Source organism: Streptomyces sp. NA02950, from assembly GCF_013364155.1.
GTDB lineage: Bacteria > Actinomycetota > Actinomycetes > Streptomycetales > Streptomycetaceae > Streptomyces.
This window is the reverse complement of record NZ_CP054916.1, coordinates 402,844-421,994: the sequence shown is the minus strand read 5'-3', so window position 1 is coordinate 421,994 and position 19,151 is coordinate 402,844. Positions and strand designations below refer to the sequence as shown.

Annotated in this window: 15 protein-coding genes; 5 read left to right on the top strand and 10 right to left on the bottom strand. The window is 72.2% G+C overall.

Annotated elements, in window-relative coordinates:
* Positions 1–5 precede the first annotated feature (5 nt).
* The 8 genes from HUT19_RS01525 to HUT19_RS01490 all read right to left on the bottom strand — a co-directional run bounded on the left by HUT19_RS01525 (position 6) and on the right by HUT19_RS01490 (position 6,902).
* A complete protein-coding gene (locus HUT19_RS01525) occupies positions 6–1,727 on the bottom strand; it encodes a V-type ATP synthase subunit A (RefSeq protein ID WP_254885367.1) in 1,722 nt (573 codons plus the stop codon).
* A gap of 47 nt (positions 1,728–1,774) precedes the next feature.
* Positions 1,775–2,302, bottom strand: coding sequence for a hypothetical protein (locus tag HUT19_RS01520; protein ID WP_176178449.1), 528 nt, complete (start codon positions 2,300–2,302; stop codon positions 1,775–1,777).
* A complete protein-coding gene (locus tag HUT19_RS01515; RefSeq protein WP_254885366.1) occupies positions 2,299–2,520 on the bottom strand; it encodes a hypothetical protein in 222 nt (73 codons plus the stop codon). The genes HUT19_RS01520 and HUT19_RS01515 overlap by 4 nt, the downstream gene beginning before the upstream one ends.
* 2 nt (positions 2,521–2,522) lie before the next feature.
* Entirely contained in the window at positions 2,523–2,942 is a 420-nt protein-coding gene (locus HUT19_RS01510) for an ATP synthase subunit C (RefSeq protein WP_217712226.1), read from the bottom strand.
* Positions 2,939–4,390 carry a V-type ATPase 116kDa subunit family protein gene (locus HUT19_RS01505; protein WP_176178698.1) on the bottom strand — a complete coding sequence of 484 codons (1,452 nt, stop codon included), beginning with the start codon at positions 4,388–4,390 and terminating at the stop codon, positions 2,939–2,941. The genes HUT19_RS01510 and HUT19_RS01505 overlap by 4 nt, the downstream gene beginning before the upstream one ends.
* Entirely contained in the window at positions 4,377–5,303 is a 927-nt protein-coding gene (locus tag HUT19_RS01500) for a V-type ATPase subunit (protein ID WP_176178697.1), read from the bottom strand. The genes HUT19_RS01505 and HUT19_RS01500 overlap by 14 nt, the downstream gene beginning before the upstream one ends.
* Entirely contained in the window at positions 5,303–5,794 is a 492-nt protein-coding gene (locus HUT19_RS01495) for a hypothetical protein (protein WP_176178696.1), read from the bottom strand. Before HUT19_RS01495 ends, HUT19_RS01500 begins: the two co-directional genes overlap by 1 nt.
* 226 nt (positions 5,795–6,020) lie before the next feature.
* Positions 6,021–6,902 (bottom strand): universal stress protein, encoded by an 882-nt coding sequence (locus tag HUT19_RS01490; protein ID WP_176186349.1) that lies wholly within the window; start codon positions 6,900–6,902, stop codon positions 6,021–6,023.
* Between the two features lie 171 nt (positions 6,903–7,073).
* Between HUT19_RS01490 and HUT19_RS01485 the strand changes: the two genes are divergently transcribed.
* Genes HUT19_RS01485 through HUT19_RS01465 form a run of 5 tightly spaced genes read left to right on the top strand, consistent with a single transcriptional unit; the run spans position 7,074 to position 15,594 of the window.
* On the top strand, positions 7,074–8,762 hold the full coding sequence (locus HUT19_RS01485) for an NAD(P)H-dependent oxidoreductase subunit E (protein ID WP_176178695.1): 1,689 nt from the start codon (positions 7,074–7,076) through the stop codon (positions 8,760–8,762).
* The gene (gene fdhF, locus HUT19_RS01480; protein WP_176178694.1) at positions 8,759–11,440 is read left to right on the top strand and encodes a formate dehydrogenase subunit alpha; all 2,682 of its coding nucleotides are present in this window, start codon (positions 8,759–8,761) and stop codon (positions 11,438–11,440) included. The genes HUT19_RS01485 and fdhF overlap by 4 nt, the downstream gene beginning before the upstream one ends.
* A gap of 25 nt (positions 11,441–11,465) precedes the next feature.
* Positions 11,466–14,285, top strand: coding sequence for a cation-transporting P-type ATPase (locus HUT19_RS01475; protein ID WP_176178693.1), 2,820 nt, complete (start codon positions 11,466–11,468; stop codon positions 14,283–14,285).
* Positions 14,282–14,941, top strand: a complete 660-nt coding sequence (locus HUT19_RS01470; RefSeq protein ID WP_176178692.1) for a TrkA family potassium uptake protein — start codon at positions 14,282–14,284, stop codon at positions 14,939–14,941. The genes HUT19_RS01475 and HUT19_RS01470 overlap by 4 nt, the downstream gene beginning before the upstream one ends.
* Positions 14,938–15,594, top strand: a complete 657-nt coding sequence (locus HUT19_RS01465; RefSeq protein WP_176178691.1) for a TrkA family potassium uptake protein — start codon at positions 14,938–14,940, stop codon at positions 15,592–15,594. Before HUT19_RS01470 ends, HUT19_RS01465 begins: the two co-directional genes overlap by 4 nt.
* A gap of 23 nt (positions 15,595–15,617) precedes the next feature.
* Here the strand turns inward: HUT19_RS01465 and HUT19_RS01460 are convergent, their stop codons facing one another.
* Positions 15,618–16,037, bottom strand: coding sequence for a CBS domain-containing protein (locus tag HUT19_RS01460; RefSeq protein WP_176178690.1), 420 nt, complete (start codon positions 16,035–16,037; stop codon positions 15,618–15,620).
* Between the two features lie 679 nt (positions 16,038–16,716).
* On the bottom strand, positions 16,717–19,113 hold the full coding sequence (locus tag HUT19_RS01455; RefSeq protein ID WP_176178689.1) for a glycoside hydrolase family 65 protein: 2,397 nt from the start codon (positions 19,111–19,113) through the stop codon (positions 16,717–16,719).
* Between the last annotated feature and the right edge of the window lie 38 nt (positions 19,114–19,151).

Sequence of the window (19,151 nt, the reverse complement as noted above, 5' to 3'; positions counted from 1 at the left end):
GCTGCTCACCGCAGCTCCTCGAGCCGGGCGAGCATGGTGTCCCGGCGCGCCGCCACTCCCGCCGTGTCATGCGGGCCCACCTCCTCGCGCGCCCGCAGCACCGGCCCGAAGTCCACCGCCTCGACGGCTGCCGCGGGGACGTCGGACCCGACGCGTTCCCGGCAGCGGTCGATGACCGCGAGGACGGCGTCGGCCAGTGCCGCGGCCTTGTCCGGGCCGCAGTACGCGTCGTTGGCGGACAGTGCGTTCTGCTGCAGCACTCCTTCGCGCACCAGACGCCCGGCCAGCACGCTGACGCGTTCGGGGTCGGGCAGGGCAGTGATACCGACCAGGTCGACCAGGTCCGTCAGCCGGTCGGCCTCCGCCAGCACCGCGGCCAGTCGGTCGCGCCGGGTGGACCAGGCGGGTTCGCCCGCGGCCATCCGCCGCGCGGTGAGCGGTGCCGCGTCCCGGGAGAACGACCCCGCCCAGGACAAGGCCGGGTAGTGGCGGGCGTAGGCGAGGTCGCGATCGAGCGACCACAGATCGCGCACGAAGCGTTCGGTGTGAGCCGTGACCGGTTCGGTCAGATCCCCGCCGGGCGGGGACACGGCCCCGATGACGGTGACCGAGCCCCGGTGGCCTCCCAGCGTCGTCACGGCTCCCGCGCGTTCGTAGAAGGCCGCGATCGCGGACGCCAGCCCGGCCGGATAGCCCTCCTCGGCGGGCAGCGAGCCGGTACGTGAGGCGAATTCGCGCAGGGCCTCGGCCCAGCGCGAGGTGGAGTCGGCGATCACGACGGTGTCCAGACCCATGTCGCGGAAGTACTCGGCGACCGTGGCGCCCGTATGGATGCCGGCCTCACGGGCCATCAGCGGCATGTTGGACGTGTTGGCGACGGTCACCGTCCGGTCGGCGAGCCGTCCGCCGGTGCGCGGGTCCTCCAGCGTGGACAGCTCGGCGATGACGTCCGCCATCTCGTTGCCGCGTTCCCCGCAGCCGATGTACACGATCACATCCGCGTCGCACCACTTGGCGATCTGCTGCAGCAGCATGGTCTTCCCCGTGCCGAAACCGCCCGGTACGGCCACCGTGCCGCCGCGCGCGACGGGGAAGAGCAGATCGATCACCCGTTGCCCGGTGTGCAGCGGCTCCGGCTCGCCGCCTCGCGCCCGTACCGGACGCGGCCGGCGGATCGGCCACACGGCGCTGATCCGGACCTCCGCGCCGTCGACGACGGCCACTACCGCGTCCTGCCGGTAGCGCCCCGGGGAAGCGATACCGTTCACCGCCCCGCTGACCCCCGGCGGCACGAGAACCCGGAGCCGCAGCGGCCCCCTGCCCCGGACCTCCCCCAGCACGCCGCCCTCGGCGACCTGTACTCCTTCGCCCACGGTCGGCGCGAAGGACCAGCTGCGGTCCGTGGTCCGGGCCCGGGTGGCGGCCCCGGGCAGCAGCCAGTCCCCGCTGCCGGACAGCGGCCGCAACAGGCCGTCGAACACACCCCCGAGGAGCCCTGGACCGAGCGTCGCGGACAACGGTTCCCCGTGGGAGCGTGCCGCGTCGCCGGGGGCCAGGCCGCCCGTGTACTCGTACGACTGGGCGGTCACCACACCGCCGCTGATCGACACCACCTCGCCGGGAATTCCGGACTCGCCGAGGGAGACCACATCATGCATCGCGGTGTCGCCCGCGTACTCCATTTCCACGAGGGGTCCGGCGACCCGCAGAACGCGGCTGGGACGCACCGGCCCTTCCCGGTCCGCGCGCCGTCCGCGTGCTTCGCCGGCTCCCTTCACTGTGACCACAGCGTCTCCACCTCGGCACCGAGCCGGTCCAGCGCACGGGCAGTGAGACTGTCCGGTGTGCATTCGGCCCGCCGGCCCGCCGCACGGGCCACCACACCTCCGCCGGGGGCCTCGATGATCTCGGCGTCCGGGCCCAGCAACCACAGGGCACGTTCCCGCAGCCGGTTCCCGACGGCCGGTTGGCCTGCCGGGCCCCACTTCTGACGGACATGTGCGAAGGCTCGGCGGCGCAGTTCTTCATACGCCGCTTTGCGGGTGGCCAGTTCACATGCCCGGGCGGTTCGGCGCGCGTCCGCCCGGATGCCGTGGGCGGCTGCAGCGCCCTCTTCCTCGCCCTGCCGGCGGGCCCCCTCAATGATCGAACGTGCTCTGGTCCGCGCTTCACCGATCACCGCCCTGGACTCCTGGTCAGCCCGGTCGAGGACCTCCCGCGCTTCGGTCCGCGCGGTGCGCAGCAACTCCGCGCGTACCGGCGCGAGCGCGGGTACCGCCTGATCGGACGGTGGCTTCCTCATGACGGCATCACCACGGTGAGCGGGTGGAGACCCTCCAGCGGTTCCGGACCGAGCGCGTCCGCTGCGGTGGGCGTGAGGATGACCAGCTCGGTCCCGGGCGGAAGGGCACGCCAGGCTTCGCGGACCGCGTCCGGTTCCTCGGCGGCCACGACGGTGACCCCCGCCAGGGCGAGCCCCGCCACTCGCGTCCGCTCCCCGAGGGCCGCCACCCGTCCCATGATCAGGACTTCCCGATCAGGATGATGGCGACGACCAGCCCGTAGATGGCGATGCCCTCGGCCAGTCCGACGATCACCATCGCACGGCCGAAGAGTTCCGGGCGCTCACTGAGCGCCGCCACCGCGGCGGCACCGGTGTAGGCGACGGCGATCGCCGCGCCGATGGAGGCTCCGGCCACCGAGATGGCTGCCCCGATCAGAGCGGCCGAGGCGGCACCGGAATCGCGAGCCGCGGCGGGTGCCGCCGCCTGCGCGGATTCGTTGCCGAGGGCCAACACCAGCAGGGCCACCGCTCCCGTGAACAGCATGGCGTTGGCGGCGAGCACCCACCGCAGAGCTGTGTGGCGGGACCGTCGCAGCAGCAGCCGACCCATCGCCAGCATCACGCCGACGACCGGGAGAGCGATGAACCAGGCGATCACATGGCCTCCTCGTACGTCGCCCCGCCTCGTGGCGCGGTCGCCGCGTGCCCCTCACCGTTCAGCACAGGCAGGCGCCAGGGACGGAAGGGCCGCCCCTGGGTCTCGAAGACCCGGGAGAAGAGCTCGTAGAACTCCAGCCGCAGCGCCTGCACCCCGGCCACCAGCGCCTCCAGCGCGAAGGCGAGAGCGTTGCCGGCGACGAAGAGCGTCGCAGCCGCGAGCAGTGCCGCACCGCCCCGTTCCGCCAGTGCCGTTGTGCCATGCCACACGATGGCGCCGAGCGCGGCATGTGTGAGTCCGAACGCCGCGAGCCGGGCGAAGGAGATGACGTTGGACCCGATGCGGAGCACCCCGTCGAAGAGCCGGATCCCGACCTGCACGGCGCCCTCCACGCCACCGCCGGTCACGGCGGACAGTCCGGATCCGGCCATGAGGAGGCCGGCACTCGCGATCACGGCGCCCGCCACGACGGCGGTGCGGCCCAGCCAGACACCGCCGCCCATGACGACGAGGCCCAGGTAGAGCATCGCCCCGGCGATTCCCGTGAGTGCGAACAGAGCGTTCACCGGCCCGCCTTCCCGCCAGCGGTTGACGATGCCGGCCACGTACGCCAGGGCCAGCAGCACTGCGCCGAATCCGATGGCCGCGGTGAGCAGTCGCAGCGGGTCCCGCAGGGGGTTCAGCCAGAGCACCGGCAGGACCCCGGTCGGCCCGAAGAACTCGCCATAAGCGGCACCCGCCAGGGAACTGGTCAGTCCCGCCCCGGCGATGAACGGCCACAGCGGGCGCAGGGACTCGGCCCGGTGCGGTAGGCCCAGACGCAGCGCGAGCCCCGCGAGCAGCAGCAGGGCCCCGTGCCCGGCGTCACCGAACATCACCCCGAACATCACCACGTAGGCGATGCCCGCGGGCATGGTGGGGTCGAGATCCGGGTACGGCACCGTCCCGTACGTCCGCACCAGGGGCACGAACGAACGCCGTACCACACCGGCTTCACGGAGCAGCGTCGGCGGCTCCGCTCCGCGCGGTGCGCGCAGGGGCACCAGCGCCCCTCCCGCCGTGGTCAGACGTTCCGCCATGGCGGGAATGTCGGCGGCGGGACACCACCCGGCGACTGCCGCGACGGTGCCGCGCCGTACCGCGCTTTCCCGGCGTTCCTCGAGTTGAGCCTCACCGGCCAGCAGATCGGTGCGGCCCGCCCGCTCGAGCGCATCGAGGTCGGGTGCCCGGGCGCTGAGCACGGCACGCTCCGGCTCCGCCCGCGAGCGCCGTAGCCGATGGGAGGCGGATCCCTGCCCGGGAACGCCCGGACCTCCACCCTCGGTGTAGTCGATCTCGACGCAGCCGGCTTCGGCGACGCGCACCAGCGTGTCCCGCAGCGCGTCCCGCGGGGCGACGATCGCCACCCGGCGCATGCGGACCGGGACCATCGCCTCAGGCCGGCGCATCGCATGCCTCCACACATCCGCCGCCCCGCGCGGCGCCCTCCAGCGCGCCGCGAACCCGCCAGGCATCCGCGGAGAGCACGGCGACCGCGCCCAAGACCGTCGCCCGGCCGGGGCGGGAGCCGCGCAGCAGTGCCCGACCGTCTTCGTCCAGACGGTCCCACCACCACCCCTCCGCCCGCCACAAGTCGGCCTCACCCGCGAGTCCGGCCACGGCCCAGCGAGCGGCGGGCGGCAGCTCGCGCCGGTAGTCGGCGAAGGACGCCGCGGCCACGGCTTTCGCTCCGAGAAGCCGCTCCGCGCGTTCCGCGGACACGCGCGGCAAGGGGCGGCGGGCGACGAACACGTGCCGCCCCACCAGCAGGGCGAGCCGCCCCGCCGCCCAGCGCGCCGCCTCCGGCACGGCCGTCGCCGTACGCACCGCGGCGGACACCCGCATTCCGACGGCCACCGCCGCCGGCGTGGCCGCCCCGGGGTCCCCCCATCCGGAAGCGGCCAGCGCGGCCCGCAGCTGCCGCGGCGAGCCGGTACGGGCCAGCCGGGGCCAGGCCATCGCCAAAGCGCCCAGCCGGTACGGCGCCCGGGCTCGGCCGGTGCCCGTCAGCGTGCGCAGATGGTCCTCCGCGTTGGCGATCTCGAACCCGGAGGCGAGGAGACGGATGGCGCTCGCGCCACTGAGTGGCTGCCAGCCGGCGAGCACCCGCAGATGCCACAGAAGGGCAGCCGTCACCGCTCGCTGGGCGTCGTCCAGCGATGTCCCCGGAAGCATCCCCCGACCGTAGGGCGAGGCGCTGAGGTGGCGAACGGCGGCGTCGAGCCCTGGTGCCGAAGCCACCTCCTTGGCCTCCGCCCTGCCGAGGGCCCGCGAGAGCATGGCCCTGGCACGCGTCACCCCGGCCACCCATCCGGCGCCCATCACGGATCCCTCCGTCCAGAGTCCGGCCCTCCGGACGATGGGGGCTCCCCGGTGGGGGTTCGCGGGGTGCCGATGTCCTCGGCGACCAGGCGCGCCACCCGGTCCAGGAGAGCGGGCATACGCTCCTCGGCCCGGCGGCGTACCGCGGCCGCCTCCCGCTGGGCTGTGGCGAGCAGTTCCGCCGCCTCGGTCTCGGCATCCCGGCGGACCCTCGCCGCGCTCGTCGCCCGCACCTCCCGGGCCCGGTCCCGGGCGTGCTCCACGATCTCTTCGGCCCGGCGCTCGGCCGCGCGCCGCTTCGCCGCCGCCTCACGGGCCGCGCTGTTGCGGATGTGCCGGGCTTCGTCCTCGGCTCCTTCCAGGAGCGCCAGCGGCGGTTCCAACTCGGCGGCGAGCTCCGCGGTACGGTCCGCGGGCACGCCACCGGGCGACGCCCGGCCCGGCGACCCGACCGGGCGGAACCGCAGCAGAAAATCCCGGAGTCCGGCCACGGCCTCTCCTCAGGTTCGGCCCTCGATCCCAGTGTCCGTACCGCGCGCGGCCCTGTCGCGCCGGACTGGGCCATTCCACGGGGCGTCGCGGCCCGGCGGCGCGGCCGCCCGGTCGGCGCGACCCTGGCCGCGGGATGGCAGGCCGCGCCCACGGGAAAGGGCACGAGCGCGATCGAGTGCCGTATCGCGGGCGATTCCGGTGTGGTGACGCGCTGGGACCACGCGGTCAGCTCCGCTGCGGGACGATGGCGACCGGGCACGCCGCTCGGTGCAGCACGGCGTGGCTGACCCGGCCGAGTTGCAGCCCGGTGTGGTCGCGGCGGCGCAGGGCGCCGACGACCAGCAGGTCGGCCTGGACCGACATGTCCTGCAGGACCCGGTGCGCCGGACCCTCGACCACATCGCGGTGGCATACGATCGCGCCACCCTGCTCACGCTCCACCTCGTCCAGCCCCTCGTTGAGGACAGTCGCCGCCTGCTCCTCGTAGACGAGGGTGCTCGCTTCGTGCATCAGCAGCGACTGGCCCGCGTGTGAGTGCGACGGGCGCCGCCAGGTGCGTACGGCGCGGAGTTCCGCGTCCCTCGCCCGAGCCTCGCGGAAGGCGAACCGGACGGCCCCCGCCCCCTCCGCGACATCCCCGACCGCGAGGACCACACGTCCGAAGGCACCTTGGCGGTTGCGCTCCGCGCCGCGGACCACGACCACGGGGGAGAGTGAACGTGACGCCACCGCCAGACTGACCGAGCCCAGAAGCATGTCCGCCATCTCGCCTCTGCCGCGGGATCCGGTGACCACGGCGAACGCCTCACGGCCCTCGCGCAGCAGAGCCGACACCGTGTCCTCGGCCAGGACCTCGGCGGACACCTTCACCTCCGGGTTGCGTGACGCCGCGCGGTCCGCGCAGGAGGCGATGATGTTCTCGGCCACGACCTCCGCCGAAGGACGGCCGGTGCCGAACGAGGGGAGACGTCCCTCGTAGCGCTCCCATCGGGAGGCGTAGACCAGGCGCAGGGGCACCTCATGGCGCGCCGCCTCGTCCACGGCCCAGTCCACCGCCTGAAAACTGGATTCCGATCCGTCGACACCCACGACCAACGGAAGCGCCATCATCCCCACCGCCTCTCCTGCGGCCGACTCGTCCGCCTTGAGTACCCCCGGGCCACGCTCGCACCGCCCCGGTTTCCGCCGGACGGCCAGATCGGCCCTTATCGCGGGGATGACGGGCTCCGGCGCCGGACACCGGATGCGGCTCACGAAGACCGGCCGCACGATGAAGGCATGCCGGCCCCGCGCCCTGCCGAGCGCTACGACGCCTTCCGGGCCCTGGCCGCCCGGCGAGGGCGGCCGGGGGACCGGTTGATGGCAGATCTGGCCGACGCCCGGGCCGGGACGGCTGACCCTCCCGGGACCTGGGCGCCCGTGGCCGGCACTCGCGTCGGCCTGTCGGCCGCCGCCGCGCTGGGCCCGGCTTCGTACTTCGCGGATCTCGCCACCCCACACGGCCGCCGCCATGTCCGGGTGTGCAGTGCGGCGGCCTGCTTCGCCGCGAGATCCGGTAGCCATATCACCGAGGTCGAGGCCGGGCTAGGGGTCGCCGCGGGGAACGCCACACCGGACGGGGAGACATCACTGCAGGCCGTCCGCTGCCTCGGGTACTGCTATGCGGGGCCCGCCATCCTCGACGGTGACACGCCGCGCACTGGCCCCGACCTGGCCGACCAGCTCACCGGCCGAGTGCCGCCGCGGGCGGCGCCCGAGATCCCCGCGGCCGACGCCACCGGCGACCCTGTGCTGCTCGGTGGGGTGGTGTCGGGGGAGCGTCCGTGGCAGGTGTGGCCGCACGTGGTGGCCACGCGCCGGCCGGAGGACGTCCATCGGCAGGTGGCGGAATCGGGGCTGCGGGGGCGTGGCGGCGCGGGATTCGGCGTGGCCATGAAATGGTCCACCGTTGGCGGTGCTCCGGGCGCCGTGGTGGTGGCCAACGGGGACGAGGGCGACCCCGGTTCCTACGCCGACCGGCTGCTGATGGAAGCCGATCCGGACCGGGTGCTGGAGGGGCTGGCGCTGGCCTGTTTCGCCTGCGGGGCCGCCCGGGGCGTGGTGCTGGTGCGCTCCGAATACCCACGGGCGCTGACGCGCATGAGGGAAGCGGTCACCAGCGCTTATGCCACGGGCCATCTCGGCTTCCGGGTGCACGGGACGGACACCACGGTGGACGTCCAGGTGGTCGGGGGCGCCGGATCGTATGTGGCGGGTGAGGAGACCGCCTTGATCGCCGGTCTGGAGGGTGGCCGGGGCTGTGCCCGGCCACGCCCGCCTTATCCGACGCAAGCCGGGCTGTGGGACGCGCCGACGGTGGTGAACAACGTCGAGACGCTGGCGGCCGTGCCGTGGATCGTTTCCAGGGGTGGTGCGGCATACGCCCGACGCGGGACCTCCGGGGAATCCGGCACCAAGCTGGTGTGCCTGTCCGAGCGGTTTGCCCGGCCGGGCGTGTACGAGGTCGAGCTGGGCACCTCGGTGCGGTGGATCGTCACCGTACTCGGCGGTGGTCTGAAGGGCGGCGCGGAGCTGGCAGCCCTCCAGGTGGGCGGCCCGCTGGGCGGCTTCCTCGCGGCCGACGCGCTGGAGGTGCCGCTGAGTGAGGCGGGGCTGGCGGCCCGCGGCGCCGCTCTCGGCCACGCCGGTCTGGTCGCCTTCGACCGTCACGTGGCCCCGCAGGACGTTCTGCGGCACCTATGGGAGTTCGCCGCCGCTGAGAGCTGCGGGGCCTGCTCGCCCTGCCGGGTCGGCTCGCGCCGAGGCCTGGAGCTGGCGGTCGCGGGTGCCCTGCCCGGTGCGGAGTACGGAAGGCTTTCGCGTGTCCTCGCCGAGGCGAGCCTGTGCGCCTTCGGGCTGCGGATCCCGCTCGCCGTCCGCAGCCTTGCCCGGGCTTACGGAGAGCCCCTCGCGGGGTGGGACCAGTGACTCCGATCGAGGTCGACGGCGTCGTCGTCGACGTGCCCGAAGGGGTCCCGCTGCTTGCGGCCGTTCGCGGGGCCGGGATCGAGCTGCCCGCGCTCTGCCACGACGACCGGTTCAGCCCGGCGGGTTCCTGCCGGACCTGCCTGGTACGGGCCGACGGCCGGGTCGTGGCGTCCTGTGTCACCCCGGCGGCCGCCGGCGCCAGGGTCGAAGCCGCCACCGACGGTCTGCGAGCGCTGCGCCGGCAAGCGGTCGAGGTCATCGTCTCCGCCCTGCCGCCCCGGGCCCTGGCTCCCGGCAGTCGCACCGAACTGGCCGAGGTGTGCCGGTCGCTGGGGATCGGGCCGGGGAAGGCCACCGGAGCCGGAGGCCGCGGTGGCGACGACTCCCACCCGTACGTCCACCTCGACCGGGATCTGTGCATCGCCTGCGACCGGTGCGTGCGCATGTGCGCGGATGTGCAGGGCACCTTCGCCCTCACCCTGGTCGGTCGGGGCGCCGACACCGTCGTCGCCCCCGGCACCGGCGGGCCGTGGGCCCAGTCCGACTGCGTCGCGTGCGGCGGCTGCGTCGACACCTGCCCGACCGGAGCGATCGTCGAACCGGGACCCGCGCCCGGACTCACCACAGCGAGCTCCCGGGCGGCTACCCGGACCCGCACGACCTGCGGCTACTGTGGGGTGGGCTGCACCTTGGACGTGGTCACGGAGGACGGCGGGATCGCAGCCGTCCTGCCGGCTCGCGACGGGCCGGTCAACCGGGGACACGCATGCGTCAAGGGCCGCTTCGCCCGCGGATACCGCACCTCGCCAGAACGGCTCACCCGGCCCCTGCTGCGCCGCGAGGGCCGTCTGGAGCCGGTCGGCTGGGACGAGGCGCTGCGCCACGTCGCCGAAGGGCTGCGCACAGCCGTCCGGGCAGGCGGCCCGGACGCCGTGGCGGCCATCTCCTCCGCCCGCGCCACCAACGAGGAGAACTACCTCCTCCAGAAGTTCATGCGGGTGGTCATCGGCACCAACAGCGTCGACAACTGCTCCCGGCTGTGTCACTCACCCTCCGCCGCCGGCCTGACCGCCACCTTCGGGCTCCCCGGCGGCACCGACACCTTCGACGACGTCGAGCGCTCCGACTGCCTGCTGATCGTGGGCGCCAATCCGGTCGAGGCGCACCCGGTGGTCGGCGCACGACTACTGCAACGGGTGCTCCGGGGCGCCCGCCTCGTCGTCGCCGACCCCCGTGCCGTGGGGCTCGCCGCGCACGCCGATGTGCACCTGCGGCCACGCCCCGGCACCAACGTCGCACTCTTCCACGGCCTCGCCCATGTGCTGCTCGCCGAAGACCTCGTCGACCACGCGTTCCTGCGGGACCGGGCCGCCGGTCTGCCGGAGCTGACCGAGCTGCTGGATGACTATCCACCGGACCGGGTGGCGGCCATCACCGGTGTGCCCGCGGCGGACCTGGTGGCGGCCGCCCGGCTCTACGGGCGGGCCGAGTGCCCCGCCATCGTCTACGGCCTCGGCGTCACCGAGCACCTCCACGGCACCGACGGCGTACGGACCCTGGCCAACCTCGCTGTCCTGCGCGGCGCCGTCGGCACCGGCCGCGGTTTCGGTGTCAACCCGCTGAGGGGGCAGAACAACGTCCAGGGAGCCTCCGACATGGGCGCCCTGCCCGACGTCCTGCCCGGCTACGGGACCGTGACCGACCCGGCCGTCCGGTCACGGGCGGAGGACGTGTGGGGTGTCACCGTGCCCGACCGGCCCGGTCTGCGGATCCCCGAGATGTTCGCGGCGGCCCGGGCCGGGAGGCTGCGTGCGCTGTGGGTCGTCGGCGAGGACGTCTGTGCCACCGACCCCGACGCCAACCGGGTGGCCCAGGCCCTGGACGCCTGTCCGCTGGTCGTGTGCAACGAGCTGTTCCTGTCCGAGACCGCCCGCCACGCCGATATCGTGCTGCCGGCCGCGTCCTGGCTGGAGAAGGACGGCACCTTCGTCAACTTCGACCGCAGATTCCAGCGGGTCCGCCCGGCTGTCGCGCCACCCGGCCAGGCCCGTTCCGACTTCGAGATCGTCCACGCTGTCGCCGCGGCCATGCACACCGACCTGGGGTGCCCCACCCCGGCGGCAGCCCTGGCCGAATGCGCCCGGCTCACCCCGCACTTCGCCGGACTCTCCCATCAGCGGCTGAACCGGGAGGGCGCCGTCCCCTGGCCCTGCCCCGACCCCGCACGTCCGGGACAGGCCACTCTGTACCGGGAGCGGTTCGCCACGGCGGACGGACGGGCCCGCCTGGCGGCCACCCGGTATCTGCCGCCGGGGGAGCAGCCCGACGACCACTTTCCTCTGATCCTGGTCACCGGGCGGCGCTGGGCGCACTACAACTCCGGCTCCATGACCCGGCGTGGCGGCAACCTCGCCATCGACCCCGTCGACCACCTCGACGTCCACCCCGACGACGCCGCCCGGTACGACGTGCGGGACGGCGCGCCGCTCACCGTGGAGAGCCGACACGGCCAGGCCAGGCTCATCGCTCGCGTCAGTGAACAGACACCCCCGGGCCAGGTCTTCTGCTCCTTCCACTTCCCGGCGAGCGGAGTCAACCGTCTTACCTCCGACCACACGGACACGGCCACGTCCTGTCCCGAGTACAAGGTCACTGCGGTACGCGTGGCCGCGCTGTGACGAAGACGGGCAGAGGCGCACGCCGATGGGTACCGGAACCCCCGTACTGACGCCCGGGGACGGGGGCCGCCGCGGGCCGGCGGTCCCCGCCGGCCCGCGGGGCCCGGCGGTGCAGACCCTGCCGAGCGGGGAGGTCTTTGCCGCACTGGACACCTCGCCGCGTGGTCTGACCTCGGCAGATGCGGAGGCGCGGCGCGACCACTTCGGGCCCAACGAGCTGCCGACAGCGGGGCGTAGGGCGCTGTGGCGGGATCTCGGCCGACAGTTCACCGACCTTTTCGCCATGGTGCTGCTCGTCGCGTCGGCGATCACGTTCCTGGCCTATGTGCTCCAGGAACCGCGTGACGTGGGCACCTTGCAGCTGGCCTTGGCGATTCTGGCTGTGGTGGCATTGAACGCGGCCATCGGTTTCGCGCAGGAGTACTCGGCCGAGCGGACGGCGGAGTCGTTGCAGGCGATGGTGCCGCACACCTGCCGGGTCCTGCGCGACGGGGAGCCGCAGGAGCTGCCCGCCGAACACCTGGTGCCCGGTGACATTGTCGTCCTGGATGCCGGTGATGCGGTGTCGGCGGACTGCCGGCTCATCGAGGCACACGAGGTCTCGGTGAACAACGCGGCCCTGACCGGGGAAAGCGACGCCGTCGGCCGTACCGGGGAACCGGTGGCGGCAGGGCCAGTGCTGCAGGCCCGCAACTGCGCCTTCATGGGCACCGATGTCGTGGCGGGATCCGCGAAGGCCGTGGTGTTCGCCACCGGTGCGGCCACGGAGTTCGGACGCATCTTCCGGCTCGCCGCTGCCGCACCGCGGCAGAAGACCCCCCTGCAACGTCAGGTCGCCTTGATGGCCCGTCGGGTGGCGGGGGTGGCGTTGGCCATCGGAGCGGTCCTGTTCGCGGTGCGGGCGTCCATCGGGCAGCCGTTCGTGGAGACCTTCGTGTTCGCGCTCGGGGTGATGGTCGCGCTCGTCCCCGAAGGGCTGCCCGCGGCGCTGTCGGTGTCCCTGGCGATCGGCGTACGGCGCATGGCCCGTAGACACGCGCTGGTCAAGCAGCTGCTGGCGGTGGAAGCGCTGGGGTCCACCACCGTGGTGTGCACGGACAAGACCGGGACACTCACCCAGGCCGAGATGACCGTGGTCCAGGTGTGGGCCGGCGGCGAGTCGCACGCCGTGTCCGGGGTGGGGTACGCGCCAGTCGGTGAGGTCACCGACCGGGGCAGGATCCGCGAACTGTTCAAGGCGGCAGGGCTGTGCTGCAACGCCCGGTTGGTTCCGCCGTCGGGTCACGAGGGCTGGCGGGTGCTCGGCGACACCACCGAGGGGGCGCTGCTCGTCGTCGCGGCGAAGGCCGGTCTGGACCTCGCCGCCGAAGAAGCGGCCGCACCACGGGTGGCGGAATACCCCTTCGACTCGACCCGCAAGCTGATGAGCACTGTGCACACCGAGACGGACGGGTACCACGCTTACGTCAAAGGCGCACCGCAGGAGCTCCTCGCCCATTGCACCGTCATCGACCGGCGAGGTGAGCGGCGGCCTCTGACAGGCGGACTCCGCGCGGCGGTGACCGCCGTCAACGACCAGCTCGCCTCCCAGGGGCTACGCGTGCTGGCCGTGGCGACACGGCGCCTGCCCGACCCCCGCCCCTCCCGGGACGAGGTCGAATCGGAGCTCACCCTGCTCGGCCTCGTCGGCATGCTCGACCCCTCTCGGCCCGAGGTCAGCGACGCGGTGGACGCCTGCCGACGGGCCGGGATCCGCATCGTCATGGTCACCGGCGACCACCCGCTGACCGCGGAGGCCATCGCCCGCCGCGTCGGGATCGTGCGTCAGCCCGCGCCTGCGATCGTGACCGGCACCCGGCTGGACGCCCTTGACGACGGCGGTCTCGACGCCGTGCTCGCCACTTCGGGTGAGCTGTTGCTGTGCCGGGTCAGCCCCGAACACAAGATGCGGGTGGTCACCGCGCTGCAGCGGCGTGGAGAGGTCGTCGCGGTCACCGGCGACGGGGCGAACGACGCCCCGGCCCTCAAACACGCGGACATCGGCGTGGCGATGGGGGCCTCCGGCACGGACGTCGCGCGGGAAGCCGCCGTCATGGTGCTGCTGGACGACTCGTTCGCCGCCATCACCACGGCGGTCAGGCTCGGCCGATCCGTCTACCAGAACATCCGCAAGTTTCTGATCTACCTCTTCAGCCACAACATCGCCGAGTTGGTCCCGATCCTTGCCGCGACCTTCGTCGGCTTTCCGCTGGTTCCGATCACCGCCGTTCAGATCCTCGCGATTGACCTCGGCTCCGACGTCCTGCCCGCACTGGCGCTCGGCGCCGAGCCGGCGGAGCCCGATGTCATGGACCGGCCGCCGCGCTCCCGGCGCGAACGGCTTTTCTCGACCGCGGTGCTGGGGCGCATCCTGTTTCTGGGCGGCATCCAGGCGCTCGGCGTGTGCGCGGTGTTCTTCTGGCACGTCCACGCCTCCGGGATCCCGTACTCCGACTTCACCGAGGACAACGCCGTCTACCGCGAGGCGATCACGCTGGTCCAGGCAGGCATCGTCGTCAGCCAGTTCTTCAACGCCCTGGCGGTACGCAGCGACCGGCAGAGTGTGTTCCGGATCGGGTTGCTGTCCAACCCGTGGCTGCTGGCCGCCGGATGCTTCGGCATCGCCCTGATGGCGGCCATCAGTTACCTGCCCCCACTCCAGGCCGTCTTCAACACCGCGCCGCTGGACCCCGCCGACTGGGCGGTGCTCGCCGGTTTCGGAGCACTGCTGCTGACCGCCGAGGAGATCCGCAAGGCGTGGCTGCGCCGCCACCGGCCGACCAGCCCGGAAGGAGAAACGGGATGAGAGTGATCATCGCGGGCTGTGGACGGGTGGGATCCACGCTCGCTGCCCAGCTCGTCGCCGAAGGCCACGACGTACGGCTCATCGACCGCAGCCAGAAGACCCGCAGGCTGCTGCCGGCCGGCTTCCCCGGGCAGTTCCACGAAGGCAACAGTTACAGCCGCGCGGTGCTCGAGGCCGCCGGAATCGAGCACGCCGACGCGCTCGTCGCCGTCACTTCGGGGGACAACAGCAACATCGTCAGCGCACGGACAGCCAAGGAGACCTACCGGGTCCCGATCGTCCTCGCCCGCATCTACGACCCCCGCCGAGCCGACATCTACCGCGAGCTCGGCATCCCCACCATCGCCAGCGTCCGCTGGACGGTGCACCAGATCCACCAGATGCTGCTGCACCGCCACCTCACACCCGAACTCACCTTCGGCAACGGCGAAACACTCCTCGTCCGCTCCGAGCTCCCCGCTTACCTCAACGGGCGGCGGCTGACCGAGTTCGACGTCGACGGAGAGATCCGCGTCGTGGAGGTGACCCGAGCGGGCCGCTCACTGGTGCCTGCCCACAGCACCCCGGCCGAACCCGGCGACCTGGTCACCTTTGCTGTCGCCGCCACCGCCGTCGGCCGCCTGCGCGGCTTCCTGGACAAGGAGCTCGGGACATGAAGGCCCTCATCACAGGCGGCGGGCGCCTGGGCACCCAGATCGCCCAGGTCCTCGCCGCGGCCCGCAACGACGTCACCCTCGTCGACATCGACGACGATCGCATCGCCGAACTCGAAGGCCACCTGCCCGTACGACTCGTCGCCGGGGACGCCTGCGAGCCCTCTCTGCTCGAGCACGCGGGCGCGCGCACCGCCGACCTCCTCATCGCCACCACCGGCAATGACGAGGACAACCTCGTCATCAGCCTGCTCGCCAAGCGGCAGTTCGTGGTCCCGCGCGTCGCGGCCCGTGTCAACGACGCGGAGAACACCTGGCTCTTCGACCAGCGGTGGGGTGTCGACACCGCGGTCCCCGCTGCCACCCCCCTCATCTCCCTCATCGAGGAAGCCACCGGAGCCACAGATACCGTGGCCCTCCTCCGCCTGAGCAAAGCCGGCGTCGACGTGATCGAGACTGCCATTACGCCGCAGTCCCGCGCCGCGGGCCACAGGCTCGCCGAGATCACCCTTCCCGAGGGCAGCGTCATCGCCACTGTCATCCGCGAAGGCCGGCCCACCGTCCCCACCCCCGAGATGCGGCTCCGGCCCGGTGACGAACTCCTCGTCGTCTCCCACGCCGCCACCGAGCAGGAGATCCGCGTCGCCTTCCAGTGACGACCTGGCGCTCGGCCGAGTGCTCAGGCAGTCGCGCAGACGGCCTCGACGAAGTGGCCCACCTGCTCATCCGGCAGGCGGCGTGCGAGATCCGCTTCGCTGATCATGCCGACCAGGCGATGGTTGTCGATGACCGGCAGGCGCCGGATCTTGTGCTCCTCCATGGTCCGGAGGACCTGGCCGGCGTCAGCCTCGGCGTCAATCGTGATGGGCTTGCCCTGCTCGAGCTGGCCCGCGGGCATCGTCCTGGGGTCCTTGCCTGTGGCCAGGCACTTCACCACGATGTCACGGTCGGTGATGATTCCGTGGAGCCGGTCGTCCGGTCCGCAGATGGGGAGGACTCCGATGTTCAGCTCCTTCATTGTGCGCGCCGCGGCGTCCAGCGTCTCGTTCTCCTGGATGCAGGTGGCACCGGCGTGCATGATTTCCCGTGCTGTGGTCATGGTCGTCTCCTTCGAGCGTCGCGATGTGCTCAGGGAGAGCCCCGCAAGGCCTGGCCCCGCCCCGACCGGTACTCCTTCAGGCCAGTGTGGATTCTTCGCATCCTGTGCGCATGCCGGGGAACCGGCTGAGCGGGGCGGGGTCCGGGGACTTCGCCGACCTGGAGGGCGGCGGAGTCGGCGTGGGCCTGTTCGACGGCTTCGGGGGTACGCCTCGCGCTTGGCGTGCTCGGCGAGCGCGAGGCAGATGCTGGCCACCGCGAGGTTCTGGCCCTTGCGCTTGCCGGTGGGGATGATCAGGTCGGGCTGGATCTGCTCGACGGACTCGCCGCCCGCGCGGCGGCGGAGCGCGGTGTGGAGCATGCCGTCGGTGCCCGCACCCGGGTGCTGATCTTCTCGCTGAAGATCTTGTCTCTCGGGGCGCCGTCCCCGCGAGCGCGTCGAGCTGGGAGTCGAGTTCCGTCACGGCGAGTCCGTTCAGGTCGCCGTGGCGGGTGAGATGCCAGAGCGTAGGGAACAGCTCGCGCAGGGCAGCCGTGATCAGAGCCCACCCTTAGCAGCGATACCGACTACTCCATACACGTCTCCCGAGGCCGTGCCGTTGGGGCGGCCCAGGCAGCGAAGGCCGCTACTCCTACCGCCCGAATTGCCCCCGCGCTCGGAGCCCAAGCCGAAGGGCGATCTATGTGGGCAGCACAAGTGTGCAGGTCTCTCCTGGTGCGATGGTGACGGCTCGGTCGGCCAGTACCACGCGTAGCGGTGATTCCTCCGAGTCGGGCACACCGATCCGCAGCTGCCCGCTCCGCAGCCGTACACGGACACCCCAGTGCCCGCGATAGCGCAGCGAGAATCCGTACTCGGACATCGCCGGAAGCGGCACGGGGTCCAGCCACAAGGCGTCCTCGCGGGTCTCCAGACCGGTCAGGCCGCGCTGGACCAGGTCAAGGGTGCCGGCCATGGCGCCGAGATGGATGCCTTCGCCGGTCGTGCCGCCATGGAGATCGGCGATATCCGCCTCCAGGGCTTCCTGGCAGTACTTCCATGCCTCGGCACGTCTGACCCGCGCGAGGACCCAGCCGTGGACGAGTCCGCTGAGTGTGGAGCCGTGGCTGGTGCGCTGAAGGTAGTAGTCGACGGTCTTGCGCCAGAGGTCGTCGTCCAGGCTGTACCCGAGACGCTGGAACAGCTGCCGCAGCTCCCTGGGCGAGAACAGGTAGCCGAGCATGAGGACGTCGGCCTGCTTGGAGGCCTTGTAGCGGTTGACCGTATCTCCCTCGGCCTCAAGGATCCGGTCCAGCCGCCGGATGCTGTCGTACCGCGCGCGGTAGGCTTCCCAGTCCAGCTCGGCGAGGTCGTCATAGCCCTCGAACTGACTGATGACTCCCCGGTGGTACGGCACCCTCAGCCGCCGGGAGACCTCCTGCCACTTCGGGAGTTCGTCACCGTCCAGCCGCACGCGCTCGAACAGTTCCTCTCGCCGCCATGCCGGAAGGCGCCGCAGAAGGTCCAGGGCGCGGCTGAGGACCCAGGCTGCGGTGACGTTGGTGTACGTGTTGTCGTCCAGTCCGGGCCGGGCGGCGTTCGGGTAGCTGTCGTGGTACTCGTCGGGTCCGACGACGCCGCGGATGCGGTAGCGGCCCGACCCGGGGTCGAAGACCGCTGTGTCCGCCCAGAAGCGGGCGATCTGCAGCAGCATTTCCGCTCCCTTGGTGTGGAGGAACTCGGTGTCGCCGGTGGCCTCGTGGTACTGCCACACGTTGTAGGCGATCGCTGAGCCGACGTGGTGCTGGAGCCGGGAGTGATCCGGCAGCCAGCGGCCGGAGCGGGGGTTGAGATGCAGCTCCTGGGTCTCCTCACGGCCGTCGCTGCCGCTCTGCCATGGATACATCGCCCCGGCCCTGCCGCTCGCGGCCGCTGCCCGGCATGCCTGCGGCAGGCGCCGGTACCGGTAGCTCAACAGCGCCCGGGAGACCTCCGGGAAGTGCAGGTTCAGATACGGCAGCGCGAACAGCTCGTCCCAGAAGACATGGCCCCGGTACGCCTCGCCGTGCAGCCCCCGGGCCGGTACACCCACGTCCAGATCCGCGGTGTGCGGCGACAGTGTCTGCAGGACGTGGAACAGATGCAAGCGCAGGACGCGACCGGCCTGGCCGGGTACCTGGATCTCCGCGCGCCGCCACAACTGCTCCCACGCGGCGGCATGGGAGTTCAGCAGGGCTGAGAAGTCCGCGGCCGCGGACGCCCGGTCGACCGCCGCACCGAGCGGGTTGCCGATCGCCGCATCGCGGGAGGTGTGGAGCGCCATGGTTTTTTCCACCCCGACAGGTCGGCCGGGAGCGACCGGGATCACCAGGCGGTGGACGGCACGTCGCCGGCCGGGATGAAGCCCCGACGAGACCGGTGGCTGCCCGGTGACGACTGTTCGGACCGCCATGGCGATACCGATGTCGGAGGTGCTGGTGCGGCAGTGCAGCCACACCGTGTCGGGCTCGTTCGCTCCGGTCTGTGCATGGGCCAGGTGGCTGTGGTTGAGGGTCCGGTAACGGCGTACGTTGCTGTTGATCACGTCGCCGTCGAGGACGGACTCGATTTCGATCTCTCCCGACCAGTCCTCCGCCGTGAAGACCGTCCGCAGCGCAGCCACATGAGGATCTCCCATGTGCACCAGGCGGAACTGCTCCACACCCAGCACACCCGTGCCCTCGTCCCGGTAGCGGAACGTGCGGGTGAGCGTGGCGCGGCGCAGATCCAGGATGTGCCGGTGGTCGAGGACGGCGCAGGTGTCCAGGGAGAACCACGGGCCCCACGATCCCTCGGTGGAGTGGCAACGAAACCGCAGGAATAGCCAGTTCGGGAGATTGACCAGGTCCTCGTTCACCACCTGTCGCCCGGCCACGGCCGACTCCAGACGGTTGTAACACCCGGCCACGTAGGTCCCCGGGCAGTGCACCTCACCCGCGCTGCTCTCGGGCACCGCGCCACGGGTGGCGAAGTAGCCATTGCCGAGCGTGCACAACGATTCACGCAGCCGCTCGGCGGCGGGGTCGTATCCCTCGTACTCCCAGGTCCACTCCGACATCCGCCGCCCTCACCCCTCTCCTTTCCTCGAGATGTACA